Origin of the sequence: Frankia sp. ACN1ag (assembly GCF_001414035.1) — a bacterium.
In the GTDB taxonomy this organism is placed as follows: domain Bacteria; phylum Actinomycetota; class Actinomycetes; order Frankiales; family Frankiaceae; genus Frankia; species Frankia torreyi.
Genome location: NZ_LJPA01000038.1, coordinates 40141 through 63393, shown reverse-complemented (window position 1 = coordinate 63393; position 23253 = coordinate 40141). Strand labels below are relative to the sequence as shown.

The following is a 23253-nucleotide window of genomic DNA, read 5'->3' as shown; positions in this document are numbered from 1 at the left end:
GGGCTGACGTTCACCTGCGACGGCACCGCCGTCCCGAGCCTGAAGGCGCTGTGTTCAACGGGCTCGGTCGTCGCCACGGTCAAGGGCACCAAGGCGACCGACTACCGGACCGCGGACTCGGCCAGCCTGTTCGGCGGCTGATCCCGCACCCGTCATCCGTCCCGTCGGCGCCGAATCCGACGCCGCCCCCGGCACCCCCACCCGGCTGGTCCGCCCGGCTGCTGCGCTCGGACGCAGCAGCCGGGTGAGAGCAGCCACGGCGATGGCGACCCCGACCAGCACCCGCAGGCTCGCCGTGAACGCGCCCTCGGCCGACCCCGCGCCGAAGAACACCACGCCGATCACGGCGACCCCCAGCGCGCCGCCGGTCTGCTGCGCCATGGACAGCACCCCCGCCGCGGCGCCCGCATGGCGCGGGTCGATGCCCGCCAGCACCGTCGAGGACAGCGGGACGAGCACCAGGCCGATGCCGAGCCCGGTCACCGCGAGCCCGGGGACCATCGCGAGGGCGCTCGCCGCCGACGCGGTGACCACGAGCAGCGCGCAGCCGGCGGCGACGCCGAGGGCGCCCACCGCGAGGACCCGGTGACCAAGCCGGTCGCCGAGCGGCCCGGCCAGGAACATCGCCAGCATGTAGCCGGCGCCGACGGCGGCGAAGACGATCCCGGAGAACAGCGCACCGTAGCCGCGTCCCTGCTGGAGGTGGAGCGCGAGGACGAAGAAGAACGAACTCGGGATCAGGGCGAACCCCAGCGCGACGCACGTGCCGGCCGCGAAGGCGCGATGCCGGAACAGGCCGAGGTCGATCAGCGGCGCCCCGCCGCGGGCGGCGAGCCGGCGCTGGCGGGCGACGAACCCGCCGGCCACGACCGGCGCGGCGGCCAGGCAGCACCACACCCATCCCGGCCAGCCGTGTTCGCGCCCCTCCACCAGCGGCAGGACGAGCAGGGTCGCGGCCACGGTCACGAGCGCGACGCCGGCCAGGTCCAGCCGCGCCCGGGGGCCGCGCGACTCCGGCAGGACGCGCCGGGCGGCGGGCAGGGCGAGCAGGCCGACCGGCACGTTGATGAGGAACACGGCCCGCCAGCCCGAGCCGGCGAGGTCCGCCTCGATGAGCGCGCCGCCGATGAGCTGGCCGAGGACCCCGGCGATCCCCATCGCGAACCCGTAGGCCGCGAACGCCGGCCCCCGGCGCCGCCCGGCGTACAGGGTGCCGAGGATGGCCAGCACCTGCGGGGTGAGCAGCGCGCCGGCGGCGCCCTGCAGGAACCGGGCAACCACGAGCACCTCGGCGTTCGGAGCGAGGCCGCAGGCCGCCGACGTGAGGGTGAACAGCCCGAGCCCCACCAGGAACATCCGGCGTCGGCCGTAGAGATCGCCCAGCCGCCCGCCGGTGATCATTCCGACCGCGAAGGTGAGCCCGTAGCCGGCGACGACGAGCGACAGCGTCGCCGACCCGGCGGCCAGGTCCGTCTCGATCGACGGCAGCGCGACGTTGACGATGAAGAAGTCGAGGAAGGTGACGAACGTGCCGGCGAGCACCACGACCAGTGGCAGCCAGCCGGCCGTTTGCGCACCGTCGGTCCGCGGCGGAGCTTGCGTAAACGAGGTCACGGATCTCCCAGAGCAGCCGGCATCCCCACGGCGGCGCCGCCCACGCGAGCGGCCGGCCGATCGGTGCCGAGAACGGAATCGGATCGGTGGCGGCGAGGGAACCTCCCCGCCGCGCCGATCCTCCGGCCACCCGCACATCCCGTCGATGACGCGCGAGGTAATGCCGCACCGTCGGGCGGGACCTTGCGGGGCCGGGCGGCGGAAGGGGATGAGGAGGCCGAGGGGCCTCGGGTGCCTACCGCTCGGCGTCGGCCTGCCGGCCGCCGTCGACCAGCTCGAACGGCTGGCCCCGCTGCTGTCCGGCGCCTGAGGTCAACGCCCGTCGTACTCCCGGCGCGCGTCGTCGATCTGGTCCAGGTGTTCCAGGGCCCAGCTCATCAGCGCCCAGGCCGTGTCAAGCAGCGTCCGGCCGAGCTCGGTCAGCTCGTAGTCGACCCGCGGCGGGACGACCGGATGCACGGTCCGGCGGACCAGTCCGTCGCGTTCAAGCCCGCGCAGGGTCGAGGTCAGCATGCGTTGGCTGATGCCCGGCACGGCCCGCCGCAGCTCGGTGAACCGGTGGCTGCCCCGACCGAGCTCGCTGACCACCGCCAGCGTCCACTTGTCGCCGACCCGGTCGAGGATCTCGCGGACCCGGCACGTCGCATCGTCGCGGACCGCCAGGACCGCCGCCGCCCGCGTGTCGGCCGGCCCGCCGCCGTTCCGGCCGACCACACCGCCGTTCCGGCCGACCACACCGCCGTTCCGGCCATCCCCATCGCCGCTCGGGCCACCCTCGTCGCCGACGGCGGACTTCGCGCGCATGGTTACCTCCACGTCACCGAGGCAGAAAATAGTGCCGTCTTCCGAGGCACTCGATGGTTCCGCAGAATCGGTCCAGTTACCAGAAGGAACCATCAACCCGCATCGGAGTGACCACCATGACCACCCTGACACCCCCGCTCGACGAGGCGTTCGCGGTCCCGGCCGACGCGGCGCGGCTCGACCGGGCGGCCGCGAACCTCCGCGAGCGCGGCTATCTCGTCCACCTCGTGGACACCGCCGAGCAGGCCCGCCAACTCGTCCGGGAGCTGCTCCCTCGGGACGAGGAGATCTTCACCGCCGCCAGCGAGACGCTGCGCCTGTCCGGCATCGCGGCGGACATCGACGAGTCCGGCGAGTTCCGGTCGGTCCGGCGTGGCGCTCCGTCGCCGGGGGCCGACGTGGTCGCCCAGATCCGGCTCGGGGCCCTGCCCGACGTGGTCGTTGGCAGCGTGCACGCGATGACGGAGGATGGCCAGCTCGTCGTCGGCTCGGCCAGCGGCAGCCAGCTCGCGCCGTACGCCTCGGGCGCCCGCCGGGTGATCTGGGTGGTCGGGGCGCAGAAGGTGGTGCCGGACCTGGCGACCGGGATCCGCCGCGTCCATGCCTACAGCCTGCCCCGGGAGTGGCAGCGGTTGCGGGATCTCTACGGCCAGAGCTCGTTCATCGGCAAGATCCTCATCGTGGAACGGGAGGCCCTCCCGGAACGCGCCACCATCGTCCTGGTCCGCGAGACGCTGGGCTTCTGACCGTGTCGCCCGACGCGCGCGCCGGTGGCGAAGCGGCGTGAAATTCCTGGCCAGCACGCTGGCGGCACGCGATAGCGGCCCCGCCGTGACGATGACGACGCCCGCCTCGACGACAGCGCGGTCCTCGCCGGCGGCGGAGTACGAGCGGGAGCGGCTGCGGGCTCTGGTCGACCTCGCGGCCTGGGCCGAGGGCGTGGGTTACGACGCGTTCGGCGTCGGCGAGCGGCACAATCCCGCGTTCCTGTCGTCCGCCCCCGCCGTCCTGCTCGCCCACATCGCCGCTCGGACCAGCCGGATCCGGCTGGTCACCACCGTCGCCGTGCTCTCCCTGGCCGACCCGGTCCGCGCCGCCGAGGAGTACGCCACCCTCGACCATCTCAGCGACGGGCGCCTCGACCTGATCATCGGCAAGGGCAACGATCCGGTCTCACCGGGCATGTTCGGCGTCGACGCCGCCGAGCTCTGGGATCGGCTGGCGGAGAACTACGAGCTGTTCCGCCGGCTGTGGCGGGAGGAGAACGTGACCTGGACAGGCCGCTTCCGCCCGCCGCTGCACGGGGCGACCACCCGCCCGCGGCCGTTGCAGCAGCCAGCGCCGCGCGTCTGGCACGGCTCGGCGTCCAGCGAGCGGTCGACCGACCTCGCCGCCCGCTGGGGCGACCCGTTGTACTCGGCGAACGGCTTCCGCCGCACCGACCACTACCTCGCGCTCGTCCAGCGCTACCGCGATCGGCTCGCCCACCACGGTCACGACCCGGCCGCCACGCCGCTCGCTCTCGGCGTGCACTCCCCGATCATCACGGACCGCTCGCAGGACGCCCTCGCGCTCGCCCGCCCCGCCTTCGCCGCGTTCCGCGACCTCCCGGTGGCCCGGCAGAACCACTTTCCGTTCGACTCGTTGGAGGACTTCATCGACAACGGCTCGGCCCTCGTCGGCACCGCCGACCAGATCACCGAAAAACTGCTCGACCTGCACCGGCGCTTCGGCAACCAGGTCCTCGGCGTCGGGGTGGAGGGCTTCTTCCTCACCGACCCCGCCACCACCCGCGCCCACCTGGAACGCTTCTTCGCCGAGGTCGCCCCCACCCTGCGCGCCGAGCTCCCCGCCCCCGTCTGGGCCCCCGATCCGCCGGAACGTCAGGGCCGCGGCGCCGCTCGACCTGCTCACTGATCAGCGGCCACGGCCTGCCCGCACCTGGCGGCCCCGCCCCCGCGAGACGGTGTGCATGGGCCACTACCATCGCCATCCGTGACCATCGACGCTTCCCCTGACGGCATCCCCACGGACGACGCGGCGGGCAGTGGCGACCGGATCGCCGCGGCGGCCTCACGGTCGGCGGGTCGACCTGCGGCCAGGCCGGCCGGGCCGGTCGATCTGCGCAGCGACACGGTGACCCGGCCGACTGCGGCGATGCGCCGGGCGATGGCGCAGGCCGAGGTCGGCGACGACCACTACGGCGAGGACCCGTCGGTGCGGGCCCTGGAGGAGTACGCCGCGGACCTGCTCGGCCACGACGCGGCCGTGTTCGTGCCGAGCGGGACCATGGCCAACTTCGTCGCCCTGCGCGCCAGCGCCCAGATCGGCACCGAGATCATCGCCGACACCGAGGCCCACATCGTGACCTACGAGATGGGTGGCCTGGCCGCACTCGGCGGAATCCAGACCCGCACGCTGCCCGGCCTCGTCGACACCGCGGACCTGGCGGACGTCGCCGCGGCGATCCGCTCGCACAGCGTCGGCGGCAACTACAACATGATCCGCACAAGCGTGCTGGCCGTGGAGAACACCGCCGCCCGGGCCGGCGGGCGGGTCTGGGCGCCGGCCCGGCTGGACCAGTTCCGCGACCTCGCCACCGCCGCCGGCGTCGCCCTGCACTGCGACGGCGCCCGGCTGTGGAACGCGGCCGTGGCCGGCGCCGTCGAACCACGCCGGCTCGCGGCGCCGTTCACGACCCTGTCCGTCTGCCTGTCCAAGGGGCTCGGCGCCCCGGTCGGATCGCTGGTGATCTGCGACGCCGGTCGGGTCGACGAGGTCCGGAACTGGCGCCGGCGGCTCGGCGGGGCGATGCGCCAGTCCGGCGTGCTGGCCGCGGCGGGCCTGCACGCGCTGCACCACCACATCGAACGCCTCGCCGAGGATCACCGGCGGGCGGACGAGCTCGCCGCGCTGCTCGCCGACGCCGCGCCCGGTCACGTGGACCCCAAGCAGGTCGAGACCAACATGGTGCTCGTCAAGGTCGCCGACGCCGGGCGGTTCTCCCGCAGCGCAGCGGAGCAGGGCGTCCTGATCGGCGCGATCAGCCCGACCACCCTGCGGATCGTCACCCACCTCGACGTCGACGACGCGGGCATCCGCCACGCCGGCTCGGTCCTCGCCGGCCTGCTGCGCGCCGAGCCGGCCACCGCCTAGAACCGACCGGCCCCGGGGGACGCCGAACCCGGGAACCCAGCTCGCAGCGGGCCCAGCTCGGAACAGGCTCAGCTCGCCGCGGGCGTGGAGACGTTCGGCCCGACCAGCTTGAACACGGCGCCGGTGGGGTCGGCGGCCGCGGCGAGGCGGCCGTACGGGGTGTCCTCCGCCGGCAGGACGACCGAGCCGCCGAGCGCGGCGACCCGCTCCAGCGTCGCGTCCGTGTCCGCCGTGGCGAAGTACACCGACCAGTGCGCCGGCACGCCGTCCGGCAGGAAACCGCTCGCGTCCATGATCCCGGCGTGCGCGGCGTCGCCCGGCCCGTAGGTCGAGTAGCGGAACTCCGGGGTGTCGGCGGCGACGTGGACGTCCCAGCCGAAGACGTCGCGGTAGAAAGGGACCGCGGCGTTGTAGTCCCGGGTCAGCAGCTCGAACCAGGCCGGCGCGCCCGGCTCGGCGGTGACGCCGAAGCCGGTGTGCAGGCCGGGCTGCCACAGGCCGACGGCCGCGCCGCCCGGGTCGGTCACCACGGCCATGACACCGAGGTCGGCCACGGCCATCGACCCGACGATCACTCCGCCCCCGTGCTCGGTCGCGGCGGTGACGGTCTTCTCCGCGTCGGGCGTGGACAGGTAGATCGACCAGCCGTCGGGGGCGTCCATCCCCGGCTGCTTGGGCATGAGACCGCCGACGCGGACGCCGTCCTTCGTGAGGTTGGTGTAGCCGCCGAACTCGGCGGCGGGCTCCTCGGCCCCCCAACCGAACAGCTCGCCGTAGAACGCCTTGGCGCCGGCGGCGTCGGAGGTCATCAGGTCGACCCAACAGGGGGCGCCGGCCGGGATGGTGTCTCGCGTGGGCATGGTGACTCCTTCGAGTGCTGCGAACCGTGCCACCACCCTGGACCCCACCACCGACAGTTTTTCGTCGTCGCCTGGCGGGACGCCATCCGGAGGCCACGACGGAGACACGATGCGGACCCGGGACGGACTTGCCGACCCGGACGGCACCGGTGGCACGGAACGCCTGTGACCTGGGCGTACCCACGCCCGGATCGGCGCATCCCGGCATGGGCCACGCGGCACCGATCGCCGGTGGCGGCCGCCGATCACGTCCCGGCACGCAGGATTCCGCGCTGAGGATTCGACGCTGAGGATTCCGCGCTCAGGGCTCGGCGATGACCTTGTCGTCGAGCAGGCGGAGGATCTCCGTCTCGCCGTAGCCGAGTTCGGTGAGGACCTCGCGGGAGTGCTGGCCCAGGGTCGGTCCCGGGCGCCGGGCCGACGGCAGTTCGTCGTCGAACTGCACCGGAGCGGCCGCGAGCCNGACGTCGGGATGCTCGGGGTGCTGCATGAGGTAGCCGTTCTCGACCACCGCCGGATCGGCGACGACCTCCATCGGGGTCGCGAAGAACGAGAAGATGCAGCCCTGGGCGCGCAGCTTCGCCTCCAGCTCGGCGTGGTCGAGCGTGGTGATGACCGCGTTGATCCGCTCATGGATCACCGGCCAGCCGGCCCGGCGCGCGGCCGGGTCGGGGTAACGGGTGACGAGATCGTCCAGGCCGAGCGCCCGGCAGGCCTGCTCCCAGTAGCGAGCCTCGTCGATCATCATCAGGGACACCCACCGGCCGTCGACCGTCCGGTACTGGCGCACGAGCGGCGACACCTGCTCGTCGGCCGCCATCGGCATCTGCTCGCCGGCCAGGGTGGTGTAGGCCAGGTCGGGCCCGAGTGTCCACGCCGCCGAGCCGAGCAGGGAGGTGTCGACCACGATGCCCTTACCGGTCCGCCCCACGTGGACGAGCCCGGCGCAGATGCCGCCGGCCAGGAACATTCCGCTGGGGCCGTCGCCGAGGGCCGGGCGCTGCCTGGTCGGACGCGTCGCGTCCGCGTCGGTCAGGACGTGGGCCACGCCCCCGCGCGCCCAGTACGAGACCCCGTCGAAACCGCCGGCCTCGGCGTCGGGTCCGCGCTGCCCCTGGCCGTGCCCACGCGCGTACACGATGGTCGGGTTGAGCGCGAAGACGTCGGCCGGCTCCGTGCACAGCTTGCGCCGGACCCGGGGAAGCTGGTTGGTGATGTACACCTCGGCCCAGCGCACGAGTTTCTCGAAGATCTCGCGGCCCGCGGGCTGCTCGACGTCTAACGCGATGCCGCGCTTGTTGCGGTTGAACAGCTCGAACTGGAAGTCGTAGCCGTCCTTCGTGGCCACCAGGCCGCTGGCGATGATCCGGCGCATGGCGTCGCCGGCCAGCCGCTCGATCTTGACCACGTCGGCGCCGAAGTCGCCCAGCGCCGCGGCGGCCGACGGCACGAAGCCGTGCTCGGAGAAGTCGAGGACCCGGACGCCCTCCAACGGTCTGGTCATGGCTGCTCTCCCTGTCTCGATGCACTTTGGCGCGGAACGTAACACCACGGCCCGGGTCGAAGTCGTGGTCAGCGGCGTCAGGCCAGACCGCGGTGACCCGTCCGGTGGTGCCACACACGGCAGCGCTCGGGGGGCGGGAATGCGCCCCGGCGGTCGCCGGGCGCGGGAGGATGACGGCTATGGGCGCATACCAGCGGGAGTACGAACGGGCCGCGAACGATCCCGAGGAATTCTGGGCGGCCGCCGCTCAGGCCCTCGACTGGACCCGGCCGCCGCGGCGGATACTCGACGCCGACCAGGCGCCGTTCACCCGCTGGTTCCCCGACGCCGCGCTCAACACCTGCGCCAACGCCCTCGACCGGCACGTCGCCGCCGGTCGGGGCGACGCGCTCGCGCTGATCTACGACTCGCCGGTCACCGGCACGGTCCGCCGCTTCACCTTCGCCGAGCTGACCGACGAGGTGGCGCGCGCCGCCGGGGCACTGGCCGCGCTCGGGGTCGGCCGCGGCGACCGGGTCATCATCTACCTGCCCATGATCCCCGCGGCGGTGGTGAGCATGCTCGCCTGCGCCCGTCTCGGCGCGGTGCACTCCGTGGTGTTCGGCGGGTTCGCCGCGGCCGAACTCGCCGCCCGGATGGACGACGCCCGGGCGAAGGTCGTCGTCAGCGCCTCCTGCGGCATCGAACCGACGCGGCTGGTCCCGTACAAGCCGATCCTCGACGAGGCGATCGCGCTGGCCGCGCATGCTCCCGCCGCGACCCTCATCGTCCAGCGGGACCGGCAGCGCTGCTCGATGATCGCCGGCCGGGACCATGACTGGGACGCCGCGCTGGCCGCGGCCGCGCCGCTGTCACCGGTGCCGGTCGCCGCCACCGACCCGCTCTACATCCTCTACACGTCGGGCACCACCGGCCGGCCGAAGGGGATCGTGCGCGACAACGGCGGCCACGCCGTCGCCCTGACCTGGTCGATGGGCAACATCTACGGGATCCGGGCGGGGGACGTCATGTGGGCGGCCTCCGACGTGGGCTGGGCGGTCGGGCACTCGTACACGGTCTACGCCCCGTTGCTCGCCGGCGCGACGACCGTGCTCTACGAGGGCAAGCCGGTGGGCACGCCGGACGCCGGCGCCTTCTGGCGGGTGGTCGCCGAGCACGGGGTGAACGTGCTGTTCACCGCGCCGACGGCGATCCGGGCGATCAAGAAAGAGGACCCGGCGGGCGCCCTGGTACGCGAGTACGACCGCTCGTCGCTGCGCGCGCTGTTCCTGGCCGGCGAGCGCCTCGACCCGGCCACCTACGACTGGGCCGTCACCACCCTGGGCATCCCGGTGGTCGACAACTACTGGCAGACCGAAACGGGTTGGCCCATCTGCGCAAATCCGATCGGTCTGGAGTCGCTGCCCGCCCGTGCGGGCTCCCCCACCGTGCCGATGCCGGGCTACGACGTGCGAGTGCTGGACCCGGCGGGCCAACCCGTCCCCACCGGCACGGAGGGCGCGATCTGCCTGCGCCTGCCGCTGCCGCCCGGCGCTCTGCCGACCCTGTGGGAGGACGACGACCGGTACGCCGCGTCCTACCTGTCCGCCTTCGACGGGTACTACCTGACCGGCGACGGCGGCTACCTCGACGCCGATGGGTACCTGTTCGTGCTGGGCCGCACCGACGACGTGATCAACGTGGCCGGGCACCGGCTGTCCACCGGGTCGATGGAGGCCGTCCTCGCCGCCCACCCGGCCGTGGCCGAGTGTGCCGTCGTCGGCGTCGCGGACGCGTTGAAGGGCCAGGTACCGCGCGGGCTGGTGGTGGTGAAGACCGGCGTCGAGATCGGGCCGGACACGCTCGCCGCGGAACTCGTCGCCCGCGTCCGCGCGGAGATCGGGCCGGTGGCGGCGTTCCAGCGGGTCGACGTGGTGGCGGCCCTGCCCAAGACCCGGTCCGGCAAGATCCTTCGCCGGACCATGCGCGAGATCGCCGACGGCCGCTCCCCCGCCGTCCCGCCGACCATCGAGGACGCCACCGTCCTCGACGCGCTGCGCCCGGTCCTCACCGCCTCCCACTGACCCCGACCCCGCCCGGCGAGCCGGGCGGGGTCAGTGGTGGAAGGACGCCGCCTCGCCGTCCGGTGGGGGCGGCGGGAGGCGCCGCGCGGCGCCGGACAGCCTGTCCACGACCCGGCGCAGGTCGGCGACGAGCAGCCCGGCGAGATCGCGGCTGAACTCGTGACGCACCACGATCCGCAGCACGGCGAGGTCGGTCAGGTCCGGCGGGAACCGGTAGGCGGGCACCAACCAGCCGCGGGNGCGCAGCAGCTCGGAGACGTCAAAGACGGTGTAGTCGGTGATCTCGTCGCGCAGCCGGAACGCGAACGCGGGGATCCCGCTGCCGTCCGAGACGAGTTCGAAGGGACCCATCCGGGCCACCTCGTCGGCGAGCCAGCGGGCATTGTCCCGGCACGCCTGGGCCACCCGGCGGTAGCCGGCGAAGCCCAACTGGAGCAGCGTGTAGTACTGCGCGACGACCTGAGCCCCCGGGCGGGAGAAGTTCAGCGAGAACGTCGGCATCTTCCCGNCGAGGTAGTCCACCTCGAACACGAGCTCGTCCGGCAGGTGGGCGCGGTCGCGCCACACCACCCAGCCGACCCCCGGGTAGACCAGCCCGTACTTGTGCCCCGACGCGTTGATCGACACGACCCGGTCGAGCTGGAAGTCCCAGACCAGTTCGGGGTCGCAGAACGGGGCGATGAACCCTCCGGACGCGCCGTCGACGTGCACCGGCACGTCCGGGCCACCTCCGGCGGCCAGGCGGTCGAGCCCGGCGGCGATCTCGGCGACCGGCTCGTAGCTGCCGTCGAACGTCGAGCCGAGGATCGCCACGACGCCGATCGTGTTCTCGTCGCAGCGCGCGGCGGCCTCGTCGGCGGTCAGGTGCGTGCGGCCCGGCGCCATCGGAACCAGGCGTGGTTCCACGTCCCAGTAGCGGGCGAACTTGTCCCAGCACACCTGGACGTTGACGCCCATGACGAGGTTGGGCCGGTCGGCCGGGGCACCCGCCGTCCGCCGCCGGGCCCGCCAGCGCCGCAGCAGCGCCAGGCCGGCGAGCATGCCCGCCTCGGAGGAGCCGGTGGTCGAGCAGCCGACCGCATGCTCCGAGTCGGGGGCGTGCCACAGGTCCGCGAGGATGTTGACGCAACGCTTTTCCAGCTCCGCCGTCTGCGGGTACTCGTCCTTGTCGATCATGTTCTTCGGCGCGCACTCGGCCATCAGCCGATCGGCCTGGGGGTCCATCCAGGTGGTCACGAACGTCGCCAGGTTCAGCCGCGCGTTGCCGTCGAGCATCAGCTCGTCATGGACGATCTGATAGGCGGTCTCGGGCGAGATCGACTCCCGCGGGATCCGGAACCGCGGGACGGCGACGTCCTCCCCCGACCGGACCAGCTGCGGCCGCACGTCGACCGTCTGCTCCGCCTGCGACCCACTCGCCTTCCCGTGCAGCGCCATCCAGGTCCACCTCCCGTCACCTGCCGCCGACGTCTCCGTCTACACGCTCCCGGTAAACACCCGACCGCCCGGCGCCCGACCGCCCGACACCCGGGAAGCCGGTCGGTCAGGCCATCGCTCCCGGGCGGCGCAGCATCCGGTGAACCTGCTCCCGCTGGTGGGCGAGCAACGCCGGCGCGCGCGCCTGCAGAGCCCGCTCGAGGAGGTCGGCCGCCCGCGAGTCGTCTCCGATGGTCTGGAGCACACCCGCCGCACGCCAGAGGACCGGCCCGCTGTCCGGGGCGTCGTCGAGCACCGCCGACGTCTCCGTGGCCGCGGTGGCCGAGCGTCCGAGCCGCGCCAGCGCCAGCGCACGAGCGGCCCGGGTCTCGGCGGAGTCCCCAGCACCGGCAGGGCCTGCGAGGTCGGCGGTGTCGGCGGTGTCCGGGCCGCCCGGGCCCAGCCGGACCGCTCGGTCGAGGTCGTCCAGGGCCGCCGCGTCGTCCCCCAGCTCGACCCGTAGCTGACCGCGCCCAGCCAGGGCCGCCGGCGTCAGCGGCGCGATGGTCAGCACCGTCGAGAAGATCGCGGCGGCGGCCCAGCGCTGGCCCGAGTACCACAGGGCCCGAGCAAGATCGATCTGCACGTCGAGTTCGGCCGGCAGCCGGGCCGACGCCGACTGAAGATCCTCGACCGCGGAGCCGAGCCGCCCGGCCCGCAGCAGCAGCCGCCCGGCCGCGGCCAGCGCCCGGCCCGACGATTCGGCGTCCGGCAGCGACTCGTAGAGCTGCGCGGCCTCCCGGTAGCCGCGCTCGGCCTGCTCGATCCGCCCCTGGGCCTCGTCGAGATCGGCGCGCAGCATCACTGCCTGTGCCCGGATGCGCGGATCCTCGGCGTCGCGCCGCAGCACCTCGTCGGCATGTACCCGGGCGGCCGCAAGATCGCCGTCCGCGAGGCTGATCAGGGCCGCCTGAAGGTAGTCGATCGCACCGATCTCCGCCGCCGGCGCGTCGGCCGCCGGCCAGTCCGGCACCGCTGCCTGCAGCGGGGGGATGAGCCGGTCGTCGAAGAGCTCGAACCGGCGGGAGCCCGAACGCCACTCGCTGGCCAGGACGTACCGCTCGGCCAGCGCCGCCAGCAGCGCGTTGGGCATCCCGGCGGTCGCGACGAGGCCCTCGTCGACCGTCGCCCGACGCCCGCGTTCGGTGACGAAGGTACGGATCAGCCACCGGCGCACGTCCCCGGCGTCGAGGTGGTGCCGCCCCGCCTCCGTCACGATGACCTGCGTGAGGTGGGCCCCCAGGACCGCGTCGACCCGAGCGGCGGATTCCATGAGGTCCGGCCCGAGCGAGGCGCCGCGGTCGGCCGTGTCCCGCCACAGCGACGCGGCCACGAGCTGGAGGTAGGCCGGCGGGACGGCGTCCGCGGTCAGGACCGACACGGTTCCGGCGGCGTCCACCACCCGGCTGTTGAGGAGTTCGTCGATACAGGCCGCCACGACCTCCGGCGGCAGCGGCCGACCGGCCCGCCGCATCGGCTCGGCGCACGCGGCGATCGCGGAGTGCCGGTCCAGCCCCCCGACCCGGACTCCGGCGGCATCCTCGCCGCCGGCGAGCGTCGTCTCGTAGGGGGCGAGACGGGACCGGGCATTGTGCCGGATCACCAGGAGCAGGCGCAGGTTGGGCAGCGCCGCGACCGCCTCGCCCAGCAGCGTGATGAACTGCTCCCGCAACGGATCAAGGTAGGGGGTGCACGGCGCGAAGAAATCCTCGAACTGATCCACCGCAGCGAGGATCGGCCGGTCCGGGTCGGCGGGCCGCCGACGGCCCTGCAGGCTCGGCCCATCTCCGCCCAGCCGGTCGCGCAGGGCGGGCGGCAGCGTCGACGTCCCCCGCGGGCCGGACCAGGTCCGCAACAACGTCTCGGCGAACGGGTTGGCCACCCGGCCGAGCGAGGGAACACCGGCGCCGGTGGCGCCCGGCAGCGGGGTGATCCGACCCACCGGCAGCACGTGGGCGACCTCCGGCGAAAGGTGTGGAAGCACTCCCGCCCGCAACAGCGAGCTTTTTCCCACGCCTGGTGGTCCGTACACGACCACCAGGCGGTTCTCAAGCCATTTCGCCAACAGGGCGTGGGCGGCGGCGGTCCGCCCGAAGAACCGGGCGGAGTCGATCTCCGTGAAAGGCCGCAGACCGGGAAACGGCGAGGCGCCCGGGACAACCGTCATCGCGCGACTCGTCCACTACAGCGCCGGGAGCTGCGCGCCTCGTTCGGCCGGGACGACGCACTGCACACAGAAGATTCGGCCGGCAGCCATGAACTCCGCCCGGCCCTGGCAGCTCCGCCCAGCAAAGGGCGAACCGTCCCCGCGACGAGCTCGCCCGAGAAAATCGCATTTACGCCGCCCGCCGCGACCGCTTCAGTAGCCAATGTGGTAGAGCCCCTCGCTGCCAACCCGGTGACCTCGGTGAATACTATCCGACCCCGGATCGGCGGCGGTGGACAACGGCCCGGTGGACCACACCGGCCATATTCGCCGCCTGCCGGGAATAGGGCCCTCCGGCGCGGGCACCCGCGCTGTGGCGGCCTGGGCTGCGGCCAGGCTGACACCGCGGCGACCAGGGCCGCCGCCGCGGCAGTCGCCCCCGGGGCTCCGCATCCGCCCGCTTCGACGTTCACCCCCCGGACACTCACCCCGAACACTCACCCCAGGCACACACCCTGGACATCGCTCAGACAGCGCAGCCAGCATCGCCAGGGCGGCTCCCGCCGCAACGCACACCGGAAGCCGGCCCTTGACCTGGACTTTCCCCAGTCGTCCAGATGTCGCCTGGCAAGAACCGGACAACCGTCTTTTTCATCACTATATGGTAGAAAAGTTCGGGGAGTGCGCGGAGCGACACGCAGCCCGGCCAGGGGTGCCCACCCAGCCCCTTCCAGAGGTAAGATCCAGGCGCTCGGTAAGCTGAAGATTGTTTGTATGGGCGAGGTATGACGTCGACAAACGAACCACCTCGCGTCGAACAACGCGGGGGAATGGTGGATTCGGTGGTGAAGTCGGTTCCGGTGCAGGACACCGGTCGGCGAGTGCCGGCCGTGTGGGGCAACGTGCCGCAACGGAACAAGAACTTCACCGGCCGGGAAGGCCTGCTCGCCGATCTGCGCGCCCGCATCACCTCGGACACACGTGACGTCACCGCGGTCCTGCCGCACGCGCTACAGGGGCTCGGCGGGGTGGGCAAGACCCATCTGGCGATCGAGTACGCCCACCGTTTCCAGACCGACTACGACCTCGTGTGGTGGGTGCCCGCCGACCAGCCCTCGCTGGTCCGGTCCACCCTCGCCACCCTCGCACCCCGGTTGGGGCTGGCGGACACCGCCCCGTTGCGGGTCGACGACGCCGTCACCCAGGTGCTGGACGCGCTGCGCCGCGGGGAACCCTACCGCCGCTGGCTGCTGATCTTCGACAACGCCGAGCAGCCAGAACTGATCCGTCCCAGCATTCCGCACGGTCCAGGCCATGTCATCGTGACCTCGCGCAACCGGAGTTGGCTCAGTCACGTCGACACGCTCGAGGTGAACGTCTTCGACCGCCGGGAAAGCCTGGAGTTCCTCACCCGCCGGGTTGAGGGTATTTCACGAGCCGACGCCGACGAACTCGCCGACGCGCTCGGTGACCTGCCACTCGCCCTGGAGCAGGCGGGCGCCCTGCAGGCCGAGACGGGCATGGGCGCCCAGGAGTACCTGGAGCTGCTGCGCGAGGCCGGCGGCCGGCTGCTCGCCGAGAACGCGCCCGCCGACTACTCCCGGCCGGTCGCCGCGGCCTGGAGTCTGTCGGTGAGCAAGTTGCAGGAGCAGGCGCCGTTCGCCCTGGAGCTGCTCCGCCGCTGCGCGTTCTTCAGCCCGGAACCGATCTCGTTGGAGATCCTCGACCGCGGCAAGTACATCCTGAAGTCCGAGTTCGGCGTTGCCATGCAGGATCGGCTGGTCGTCAGCCGCGCGATCCGGGAGCTCGGCCGCTACGCCCTGGCCCGCCTCGACACCACCAACAAGACGCTGCAGGTCCACCGGCTCGTCCAGAAGCTCATCCGCGACGATCTGCCGGCCGAGGACCAGCGTCGGGTGCGCGACGAGGTGCACCAGCTGCTCATCGGGGCGGACCCGGGCGAGGCGGAGGAGGACAACTGGCCGCTGTTCAGCCGGCTGCTGCCGCACATCGTGCCCTCCGAGGTCTACCGGGCCCCGCAGCCGCCGGCGCGTCAGCTGATCGAACACGTCGTGCGGTACCTCTACCAGATCGGTGACTTCTCCACCGGCCTCGTCGAGGCGGATCGGGCGCTGGCCGGCTGGGTCACCGACTCCGGCGATCGTGATCCCGACGTCCTTATCCTGCAGGGAATCAAGGCTGACATCCTGTGGGCACTCGGCCGGTATCGCGAGGCCTACGAGCTGCGGCGCCCCACCCTGGAGGCGATCACGGACGTGCTCGGGGCGGAGCACGAGGAGACGCTGCTCGTCCTGAACGGTTACGGTGCGGACCTGCGTTCCCTCGGCGAGTTCCAGGCCGCCCGCGAGCTCGACGAGGACTCCCTCGCCCGGCACCGGGCGGTCTTCGGCGAGGAACACCAGGCCACCCTGTTCGCCGCCAACAACCTCGCCGTCGACTACACCCTCACCAGCTCGTATGTCCGGGCCCTCGAAGCAGATCAGCGCAACCTCGCCGACCGGCGCGCCGCGTACACCCGCGACGACGCGGTGTGGGTGGTGTTCTCCATGGCCGCCCTCGCCCGCGATCTCCGCCATGCCGGGCAGTACCTGGAGGCCCGGGAGCTGGCCGAGCAGGCGTACCTGATCTACCTCGACCTGGTGCAGCGTCGGATCCTGCCGGCCGGGCACTGGCACGTGCTCCAGCACGCCAAGGAGCTCTCGGTTGCGCGCCGCAAGGCTGGAGACTTCGCCGCCGCGCTGGAGTTGGCACGGGAGGTGCACGCCCGGTACACCAACAGCCCGCAGTACGGCTCCGAGCACCCGGACACCCTCGCCGCCGGGATCAACCTCGGCAACGCGCAGCGAGTGGCGGGCGATCCGGACGAGGCGACCGTCCGGATCGAGAAGACCGTCCGTCGCTATCGCGACGTGCTCGGCCCCGACCATCCCTACACCTACGGCTGCGGCCTGAACCTCGCCCTCGTCCACCGGCAGCTCGGCCGGATCGAGGAGGCCGAGACCCTGCTGGCCGAGTCGCTCGCTGGTCTGGAGGCCAGGCTGGGCGCCGACCACCACTTCACCCTGACCTGTGTGGCGAACCTGGCGACGGCACGTTCCGCGCTGGGGCGGACCGACGAGGCGGTGAAGATGGGAGAGGCGGCCCTCCCCCGGTTCCGGGAACTCCTCGGTCATGATCATCCGCACACGCTCGTCTGCGCGACCAACGTCGCGCTGGACCTCGCCACCGTCGGCCGGACGGAGGAGGGCCAGGCCCTCACCGAGGACACGGTGCGCCGCTACCGGCGGGTCCTCGGTGAAGAGCATCCGGACGTGCGGGCCGGCCTGCGCGGCGAGCGGCTGGACTTCGACTTCGAGCCGCCGCCGCTATAACCCCGTTCCCCCAGGGGTCCCGTCGGGGGCCGGCTCGGGTAGCCAGGCCGCGAGATCATCCGGGTCGACGCGGTCCCCGCTCAGCTCCTCGACCCCCCGGTGCACCGCGCGGACGAGCTCGGGGTGGGCGATAAGCACCCGGCTGCCGTGTCGGCCGGTCTCCCGGCGGCACAGCGCGAGACCGGCCCAGGCCCCGAGGTGATCCGGATCGTCGGCGATCTGCTGCTTGTAGGCGGCCGCGGCGGCCGGGAAGTCGCCGCAGGCATACGCCCGATCGGCCAACGAGAAGTTCTCCTCGAGCACACCGGGAACGCCCTCACGCACGGCTGCGAAGAGCTTCGGCTCATGCAGCCGGAGATGCGCCAGACTGAGCCGGGTGCTGTCGACCAGGCCGCGGTTGCCGGCCCGGATGCTTGTGGGCACCCGCATCCCGGTCGGCGCCGGGCGGCCGGCGGCCCAGGCCCGGACGAGGGCCGCCACCCGGTCGGCGGCGGGTTCGGCGTTGCGCAGCCGCCAGGCCGTCCAGGTGTCGGCGCTGATCCGCCGGGCCAGCATCCGCGGCTCCGCTGGCACCGCGGCCTGCCGGTGGCGCCAGACCACCGTCCGCATGCCGTCGAGGAAACGCAGTCCAGGCGGGGTCAGCGCACCGGACAGTCGGATCGCGACGAGGACCCGCCACACCTCCTCCCGCCACCGGGCGAACTCGAAATGCGCGTAGGCCGGCTCGGGGAGCACCCGCCGCTGGAAGTCCCAGAATCCGGTGAGGCCGAGGTAGGCGTAGGCACCCTGGAGGAGGCCGGGCAGGGGGCGGGGATCGGCGCGCCAGGGCGCGTAGAGCAGCCGTCCCTCGACGGGCTCGACCAGGGTGACGAGATCGAGCAGTGCGGACAGCTTGTTGTGCTGAAACTCGTGGACGAGGGCGGCCGCGCACGACAGGCCGTCCTTGGGCAGCGTCATCGCGACCGCCCCGAACGCCTCGCCGACGGAGGCGCTGAGCTCGGTCGCGCCGCTCGTCGGCCGCAACGGGAAGACCGTCGTGAGCCCGGCGGCGATCGCCCGCGCCGCGCGTGGGTCGCACCGGCACAGGATCCGCCAGCCCTCGGCAAGCCGCTGGCGCCACAGGTCGAGCGCCTCCGGGACGATCTCGGACGTCATGGGCAGGTCGAGCAGCAGGCGGGCGGGATCGACGAAGTCCAGGCGCAGCTCGATCCGCTCGCCCGCCGCCTGCGCGTCGAGAGTGGGAATCGGCTCCCAGTCGGAACCGGCGTCGCGGATCAGGTTGCGCTCGGCCGCCCCCGCTGCCCGGGCGATCAGGACCGGGTGCTCCTGCGGTGAGCCGGCTGTGCGCAACGTCAGTGCGCCACCGGCGGTCCGCGCCTGGGCCCAGCCGGAAGACGCGCCACGGTAACGGCCAAGGGTGGGCAGAACCAGCTCGTCGTCTCGGATCAGTACCGGGACCTCGGCCTCCAGCCCGGCCCGCAGGGCCGCGGCGACGGCCAGCGCACCGAGCCCGGCCAGATCGTCCTCGAGCGGGATGGGTGAGGACACGGCGCCGCGCATCCGCCGCAGGCAGTGCATCGCCCACAGCCCGAAGCCCGGCGAGAGCAACAGCTCGTCCACCATGTCCGGCGCGGCGCGCTGCGCGGCGACAAGCACCTCGAAGCTGCGTGCGAGCCGGCCGCCGGCCGTCGGCGCCAGGCGGGCGGCGTCGTCCATGACCGCACGCAGAGTCAACAGCCGCTTGCTGAGCTGCGTCGCCCGGAGGCGGTGGACAACCTCCGCCCCGCCGCCCCCCACCGCCAGCTCATCGAAATCAGCGGCGGCCAGCCGATGAAGTTTCACGCTCACTCTGTGCGGCGTCGGGCGCGCTCGAGATCCGCGCCGATCCGGGTTCCGATATGCGAGATCAGGTGGAACAGATCCGGACAGTACACCGAGCGGTTCCGGAAGCCGGTACCCGGCCGGTATCGATGGGGGTAGTACCCACCACCGCAGACCCGATGGATCGGGCAACCGGCGCATTCCTCGCCGAGCGCCGCGGCACCGATCTGTCTGGCGACGATGCCCGGATGCCGCAGAGCGGCATCGAAGTCGTCCCGGTCGACGTGCAACCCGGTTGACGCGGCTCCCTGGTAGGCGGACTTCAGCGCGTCAACCTGCTCGATCGAGCCGTCTGTCTCGACCACGACCACCGTCGACGGGGTCAGCCCCACGGTCTCGACCCGGCTGCGGCCGCCGAGCAGCAGAGCGATGATCTCGTCGAAGAGGCGGAGTTCCGTCTCGTGTTCCGAGGCGGAATACCAGCGGTCGAACAACGACTCGAGCCAGTCCGCGTACGGCGTGTCCCGCTCGTCCGCCCCCCGCCCGGGCGGTCGGACCAGCCAGTTTCCATGAGGCAGCAGAAAGTCGACCGCCGGCGGGTCCCAGGCGAGCAGGCTTTCATACACCTCCACCGGGTCGCTTGCCAGATCTATGACGCAGAGCAGACCGCCGAAGATGTCACGGAACCGCTGCCCGGTCAGCCGGGCGAGTCCGGCCTGCGTGTCCGCGAGGCTTTCCGACCCGTCCCGTCGGATCCGCCGTCGGTTGTGGTGGTCGACGCCGCCGTCCACGCTGACGCCCACGCGGATGCCGTGGCCCAGGCAGAGATCGAGCATGCGCTCGGTCAGCAGCACGGCGTTCGTCTGGAGGCTGAACACGACGCGCGTTCCGGCGGGCACCGCATCCCGAAAAGCCGTGACCACGTGGTCGAGCAGGTCGGCCCCGGCCAGGAGCGGCTCGCCGCCGTGCAGGACGACGTGGACGGCGCTCAGAGCGTGCCGCCGAGCATGCTGCGCCACTCGCCCGGCCGTCGCGGCAACCGTCCGGTGGCTCATCGCCGCGGGCTGACTGCGCCAGCTCTGATCAACCTGATGGTAGACGTAACAATAGGTGCACGAAAGGTTGCAGCGGCTGTGCACCTTGAGAACGAACTGCGAGAAGGGCTCGGGTCGCCAACCCGAGCCTTCCAGCTCTTTGTCGGGAAGCGAGCCATACGGCCACTCCATCCGCCGCGGTCGCCTCGCGTCGGCGTCAGAGATCTGCACCCTGCCCCTGTCTAAAGCGCCGACAGGGCAGAGGTGAAAGCCAGACTCGAGTTGAAGCCGGTCGGCGGTGCGGAGACCTGCGCCGCCTCGCGATCCAGGCGCGCCAGTGCCCGCCGGAGTCCAGGGCTGTCCACCGCCCCGATCGTGTCAAGCGCCACCCCGGTCATGTCGGGTAGCCATGACTCGAAATCTGTCAACGACCGATCCATCCGCGCCCTCCTCAAGGGGCCCCGGTCTTCCAATCTAGCCTGACCGGCGAGCCGGCGCCTGTAAAGCAACACAGTAGGCGCCGGCCGGCGGGAACCGGCGTCGCGGCGACAAGCCGACGGCGCGCGGCCGACGGGCCGTATACCGCCGCCGGGCCCTTCGGAAACCGTACTTACCTGGTTTCCGGCGTACCGGTGCCAGGTCTCCTGCCACCTCCCACGACGTAGACTCTCTTCTCACTCATCGATACCCGACACCGGCTGGACCGGCGGGTGCGGTGCCGGTCAGGTAGGAAACGAGGGGACCAGTGGAACCGGGGGAGATCGTCCGTGGGTCATGGGTCAGCCAGTCGACACAGTGCCAGATAGCCGGCCGAGAACGCCCACCCGCACCGGGCCGCATCGCGGCCCGAATCCGGTGGGCGACCCAGGCCCACGCCAGCGCCCGCCGCTTCGGACGTCCCCCGGCCCGATGACTGCGCTTCCGTTGTACTTCTTCCTCAGTTACGCGCGGCTTGACATCAAGGACGGCCCGTTTCTCAACAGATTCTTTCTGGATCTTCGACGGGAGGTCCGGGCCCGCTGCGGCCATCCCAGCCTGGATGACGTCGGCTTTCTCGACACCTCGAACATCCGGCCGGGTGCGGCCTGGCCGAATGAGCTGAGCGACGCCCTCCGGCGATGCCGGACCTTCGTGGCGATCTGCTCACGCAGCCTCTTCGCCAGCGAAAACTGCGGCCGGGAGTGGCAGGTCTTCGACGACCGGCTCCGGGCACAGGAAGCCAACGGGGCGATCCGCCCGCCGGCGTTGCTCCCCGTGATCTGGACGCCATTGCGGCCAACGCCCGCAATCCTCTCCGGGTTGCAGTACAGTCATAGGGATCTCGGGGAGGGCTACGCCACACACGGTCTGCGATATCTCCTGCAACTGAAGCGGAACTATGACGAGTACCAGGAGTTCCTGGTGGCGCTGGCCAACCGGATCATATTTCTGGCCGAAGAGTCCCCCCTCCCGTCCATGGCAGCCGTCCCCGACTTCGATGCGGTCCGCAACGCTTTCGAGCCGGCGGAGATCGCGGCCCACTCGTCCGCCTCCGCACCCCGGCCCACCGAAGGCAACGGTGTGCTCATCCTGACCGGCCGCGAGCGGACGAGTACGGCGCCACCGACGGAAGGTCGAGCCGAGCCACCCCCACGACCTCAACCGTCCTCAGGGCCTGAACCATCACCAGGACGTGAGCCATCACCAGGACGTGAGCCGCCCGCAGGGCGGGAACCGTCACCGGGCCTGGCTCGCGGCACCGAGCTGGCCACCCCACAGGAGCCGGACTCGCCGCGCGCGCAGGAGTTCACCGCACCCGCATCCACGGCCGACGGATCGGCCGGCAACGCCTGGGCTTCCCAGAAGCCCGGCGCTCCCCACCGGATGGCCGCGTCGGCGGCCCGCGCGGCCGTCGGCGATCCCGGCGGCGGTCCCAAACGGGTTACCTTCGTCCTCGCCGTGACCTCGGCGAACGAGCTGGCGGCACTGCGCCGGCGCCTGGACTACTACGGCGGTCAGTTCGATGAGTGGACGCCGTTTCACCCGCACTTCCGCCAGCGGGTCTGCGTTCTGGCGCAGTCCGTCGCCGCGAGCCAGGACATGGTCTCGAACATCGTCAAGCTGCACACCGGCATCGGCGGGTTGCTCGAGACCTCCAAGGAACGCAACGAGGTCGTCGTCTTCATCATCGATGTGTGGACCGCGATGCTGGAGCCCTTTCATACCGCGCTCATCGAGTATGACGGACGAAACGAGCCCACCACGGGTGTCCTGGTACCCTGGAATCCGCACGATGCCGAGACGATCGAGAACGCCGCCGAGCTGAGGGCCAGCCTGGCCCAGGCACTGCGCAACAACGTGCTTCGGCAGGACGACTTCCTTCGCATGAACGTCAGCTCACACGACGAGTTCGGGAGGACCCTCGTCCAGGTGCTCGCAGACCTGCAGGCTCGCATCTTCTCCTCTCATGCATCGTTGCGTACCCGTGACGCCCAGCCCCGCCGCCGACCGTTCCTCCAGAGCCCGTAGGAGGTTCGGTGGCAGGAACACCGCCGGGCACCATCGTCACGTTCTACTCGTACAAGGGCGGAACGGGCCGCTCGATGGCGCTGGCCAACATCGCCTGGTTGCTCGCCAGCAACGGCCGGCGCGTCCTCGTCGTGGACTGGGATCTGGAGGCGCCCGGTCTGCAGCGATACTTTCACCCTTTTCTCCACGACCCCGAGCTGCGCTCGACCCGTGGCGTGATGGACATGATCTGGGATTTCACCGCAACGGTGATGTCCCCACCGGTCCCCGGCGACGAGGACTGGTTCGAGCGCGCCACCGCGATCACACCCTACGCGGAATCACTGGACACGATATTTCCGGACGACGGAACGATCGACTTCGTCTGTTCCGGCCGCCACGATCCGGCGTACTCCCAGCGCCTGAGCACCTTCGACTGGAGCACCTTCTACGATGCGCACGGCGGCGCAGACTTCATCGACGCCGTTGCCAGGAACATGCGCGCGTCCTATGAGTGGATACTCGTCGACAGCCGGACCGGGCTGAGTGACACCGCCGGGATCTGCACCGTCCAGCTACCCGACATCGTCGTCAACTGCTTCACCCTCAGCACGCAGAGCATCGAGGGGGCGGCTGCCGCCGCTCGATCGATCGACGGGGCGGACGATGCCCATAGAATCCGTATCCTCCCGGTTCCGATGCGGGTCGAGGACGGCGAACAGAAGAAGCTGGAGCTGGGCCGCGACCTCGCCCGAGCGACCTTCGACACCTTCCTGCACGGCATGGACGGCCGCGGGCGGGAACGCTACTGGGGTGATGTCGAGATACCGTACAAGCCCTACTACGCGTACGAGGAGATCCNGGCCGTCTTCGGTGACCGCCCCCAGCAGGAGGGG

General features: G+C 71.9%; 15 protein-coding genes and 4 pseudogenes. 7 read left to right on the top strand and 12 right to left on the bottom strand.

Annotation, left to right across the window (positions count from 1 at the left end; all coding sequences use genetic code 11):
* Window positions 1-54 precede the first annotated feature (54 nt).
* Together UK82_RS25935 and UK82_RS25930 are read right to left on the bottom strand one after the other, a co-directional pair.
* Complete coding sequence (locus UK82_RS25935) at window positions 55-1614, bottom strand: MFS transporter (RefSeq protein WP_055409876.1); 1560 nt, start codon at window positions 1612-1614, stop codon at window positions 55-57.
* 312 nt (window positions 1615-1926) lie between these two features.
* The gene (locus UK82_RS25930; RefSeq protein ID WP_236706451.1) at window positions 1927-2418 is read right to left on the bottom strand and encodes a helix-turn-helix domain-containing protein; all 492 of its coding nucleotides are present in this window, start codon (window positions 2416-2418) and stop codon (window positions 1927-1929) included.
* A 116-nt stretch (window positions 2419-2534) separates the two neighbouring features.
* Between UK82_RS25930 and UK82_RS25925 the strand changes: the two genes are divergently transcribed.
* From UK82_RS25925 to UK82_RS25915, 3 genes are all read left to right on the top strand, one after another.
* Complete coding sequence (locus UK82_RS25925) at window positions 2535-3164, top strand: LUD domain-containing protein (protein WP_044885746.1); 630 nt, start codon at window positions 2535-2537, stop codon at window positions 3162-3164.
* A 91-nt stretch (window positions 3165-3255) separates the two neighbouring features.
* The gene (locus UK82_RS25920) at window positions 3256-4335 is read left to right on the top strand and encodes an LLM class flavin-dependent oxidoreductase (RefSeq protein ID WP_044885745.1); all 1080 of its coding nucleotides are present in this window, start codon (window positions 3256-3258) and stop codon (window positions 4333-4335) included.
* A 204-nt stretch (window positions 4336-4539) separates the two neighbouring features.
* Window positions 4540-5574 (top strand): GntG family PLP-dependent aldolase, encoded by a 1035-nt coding sequence (locus UK82_RS25915; RefSeq protein WP_396230649.1) that lies wholly within the window; start codon window positions 4540-4542, stop codon window positions 5572-5574.
* 68 nt (window positions 5575-5642) lie between these two features.
* On the opposite strand, the gene UK82_RS25910 is transcribed toward UK82_RS25915, so the two are convergent.
* The 3 genes and pseudogenes from UK82_RS25910 to UK82_RS25905 form a co-directional block, all read right to left on the bottom strand.
* Window positions 5643-6434: a VOC family protein gene (locus tag UK82_RS25910; protein WP_044885710.1), complete on the bottom strand. Its 792-nt coding sequence runs from the start codon at window positions 6432-6434 to the stop codon at window positions 5643-5645.
* 301 nt (window positions 6435-6735) lie between these two features.
* Window positions 6736-6896, bottom strand: a pseudogene (locus UK82_RS40245) (CoA transferase); the annotation flags it as partial.
* A 1-nt stretch (window position 6897) separates the two neighbouring features.
* A partial coding sequence (locus UK82_RS25905; protein WP_236706450.1) for a CoA transferase occupies window positions 6898-7938 on the bottom strand: 1041 nt, incomplete at its 3' end.
* 179 nt (window positions 7939-8117) lie between these two features.
* Between UK82_RS25905 and UK82_RS25900 the strand changes: the two genes are divergently transcribed.
* Entirely contained in the window at window positions 8118-10001 is a 1884-nt protein-coding gene (locus UK82_RS25900) for an AMP-binding protein (RefSeq protein WP_055409872.1), read from the top strand.
* A gap of 30 nt (window positions 10002-10031) precedes the next feature.
* Here the strand turns inward: UK82_RS25900 and UK82_RS40240 are convergent.
* From UK82_RS40240 to UK82_RS25890, 4 genes and pseudogenes are all read right to left on the bottom strand, one after another.
* A pseudogene (locus tag UK82_RS40240) lies at window positions 10032-10240 on the bottom strand (glutamate decarboxylase); the annotation flags it as partial.
* A 1-nt stretch (window position 10241) separates the two neighbouring features.
* A pseudogene (locus UK82_RS40235) lies at window positions 10242-10509 on the bottom strand (pyridoxal-dependent decarboxylase); the annotation flags it as partial.
* A 1-nt stretch (window position 10510) separates the two neighbouring features.
* A partial coding sequence (locus UK82_RS25895) for a glutamate decarboxylase (RefSeq protein WP_236706449.1) occupies window positions 10511-11438 on the bottom strand: 928 nt, incomplete at its 3' end.
* Window positions 11439-11544: 106 nt separating this feature from the next.
* The gene (locus UK82_RS25890; protein ID WP_044885706.1) at window positions 11545-13644 is read right to left on the bottom strand and encodes a hypothetical protein; all 2100 of its coding nucleotides are present in this window, start codon (window positions 13642-13644) and stop codon (window positions 11545-11547) included.
* An 824-nt stretch (window positions 13645-14468) separates the two neighbouring features.
* On the opposite strand from UK82_RS25890, the gene fxsT reads away from it, so the two are divergent.
* Window positions 14469-17015 carry an FxSxx-COOH system tetratricopeptide repeat protein gene (fxsT, locus tag UK82_RS25885; protein ID WP_236706448.1) on the top strand — a complete coding sequence of 849 codons (2547 nt, stop codon included), beginning with the start codon at window positions 14469-14471 and terminating at the stop codon, window positions 17013-17015.
* Here the strand turns inward: fxsT and UK82_RS25880 are convergent.
* From UK82_RS25880 to fxsA, 3 genes are read right to left on the bottom strand one after another with little or no spacing between them, the layout of a single operon-like run.
* The gene (locus tag UK82_RS25880) at window positions 17010-18863 is read right to left on the bottom strand and encodes an HEXXH motif domain-containing protein (RefSeq protein WP_055409865.1); all 1854 of its coding nucleotides are present in this window, start codon (window positions 18861-18863) and stop codon (window positions 17010-17012) included. The genes fxsT and UK82_RS25880 overlap by 6 nt on opposite strands.
* Window positions 18860-20101: an FxsB family cyclophane-forming radical SAM/SPASM peptide maturase gene (locus UK82_RS25875; RefSeq protein ID WP_236706447.1), complete on the bottom strand. Its 1242-nt coding sequence runs from the start codon at window positions 20099-20101 to the stop codon at window positions 18860-18862. The genes UK82_RS25880 and UK82_RS25875 overlap by 4 nt, the downstream gene beginning before the upstream one ends.
* Window positions 20102-20112: 11 nt before the next feature.
* Window positions 20113-20310 carry an FxSxx-COOH cyclophane-containing RiPP peptide gene (fxsA, locus tag UK82_RS25870; RefSeq protein ID WP_110431453.1) on the bottom strand — a complete coding sequence of 66 codons (198 nt, stop codon included), beginning with the start codon at window positions 20308-20310 and terminating at the stop codon, window positions 20113-20115.
* A 469-nt stretch (window positions 20311-20779) separates the two neighbouring features.
* Here fxsA and UK82_RS25865 point away from each other — a divergent pair, with 469 nt between their 5' ends.
* Together UK82_RS25865 and UK82_RS40230 are read left to right on the top strand one after the other, a co-directional pair.
* Window positions 20780-22378 carry a TIR-like protein FxsC gene (locus UK82_RS25865; RefSeq protein ID WP_161849169.1) on the top strand — a complete coding sequence of 533 codons (1599 nt, stop codon included), beginning with the start codon at window positions 20780-20782 and terminating at the stop codon, window positions 22376-22378.
* 8 nt (window positions 22379-22386) lie between these two features.
* Window positions 22387-23218 (top strand): annotated as a pseudogene (locus UK82_RS40230) (KGGVGR-motif variant AAA ATPase); the annotation flags it as partial.
* Window positions 23219-23253 lie beyond the last annotated feature (35 nt).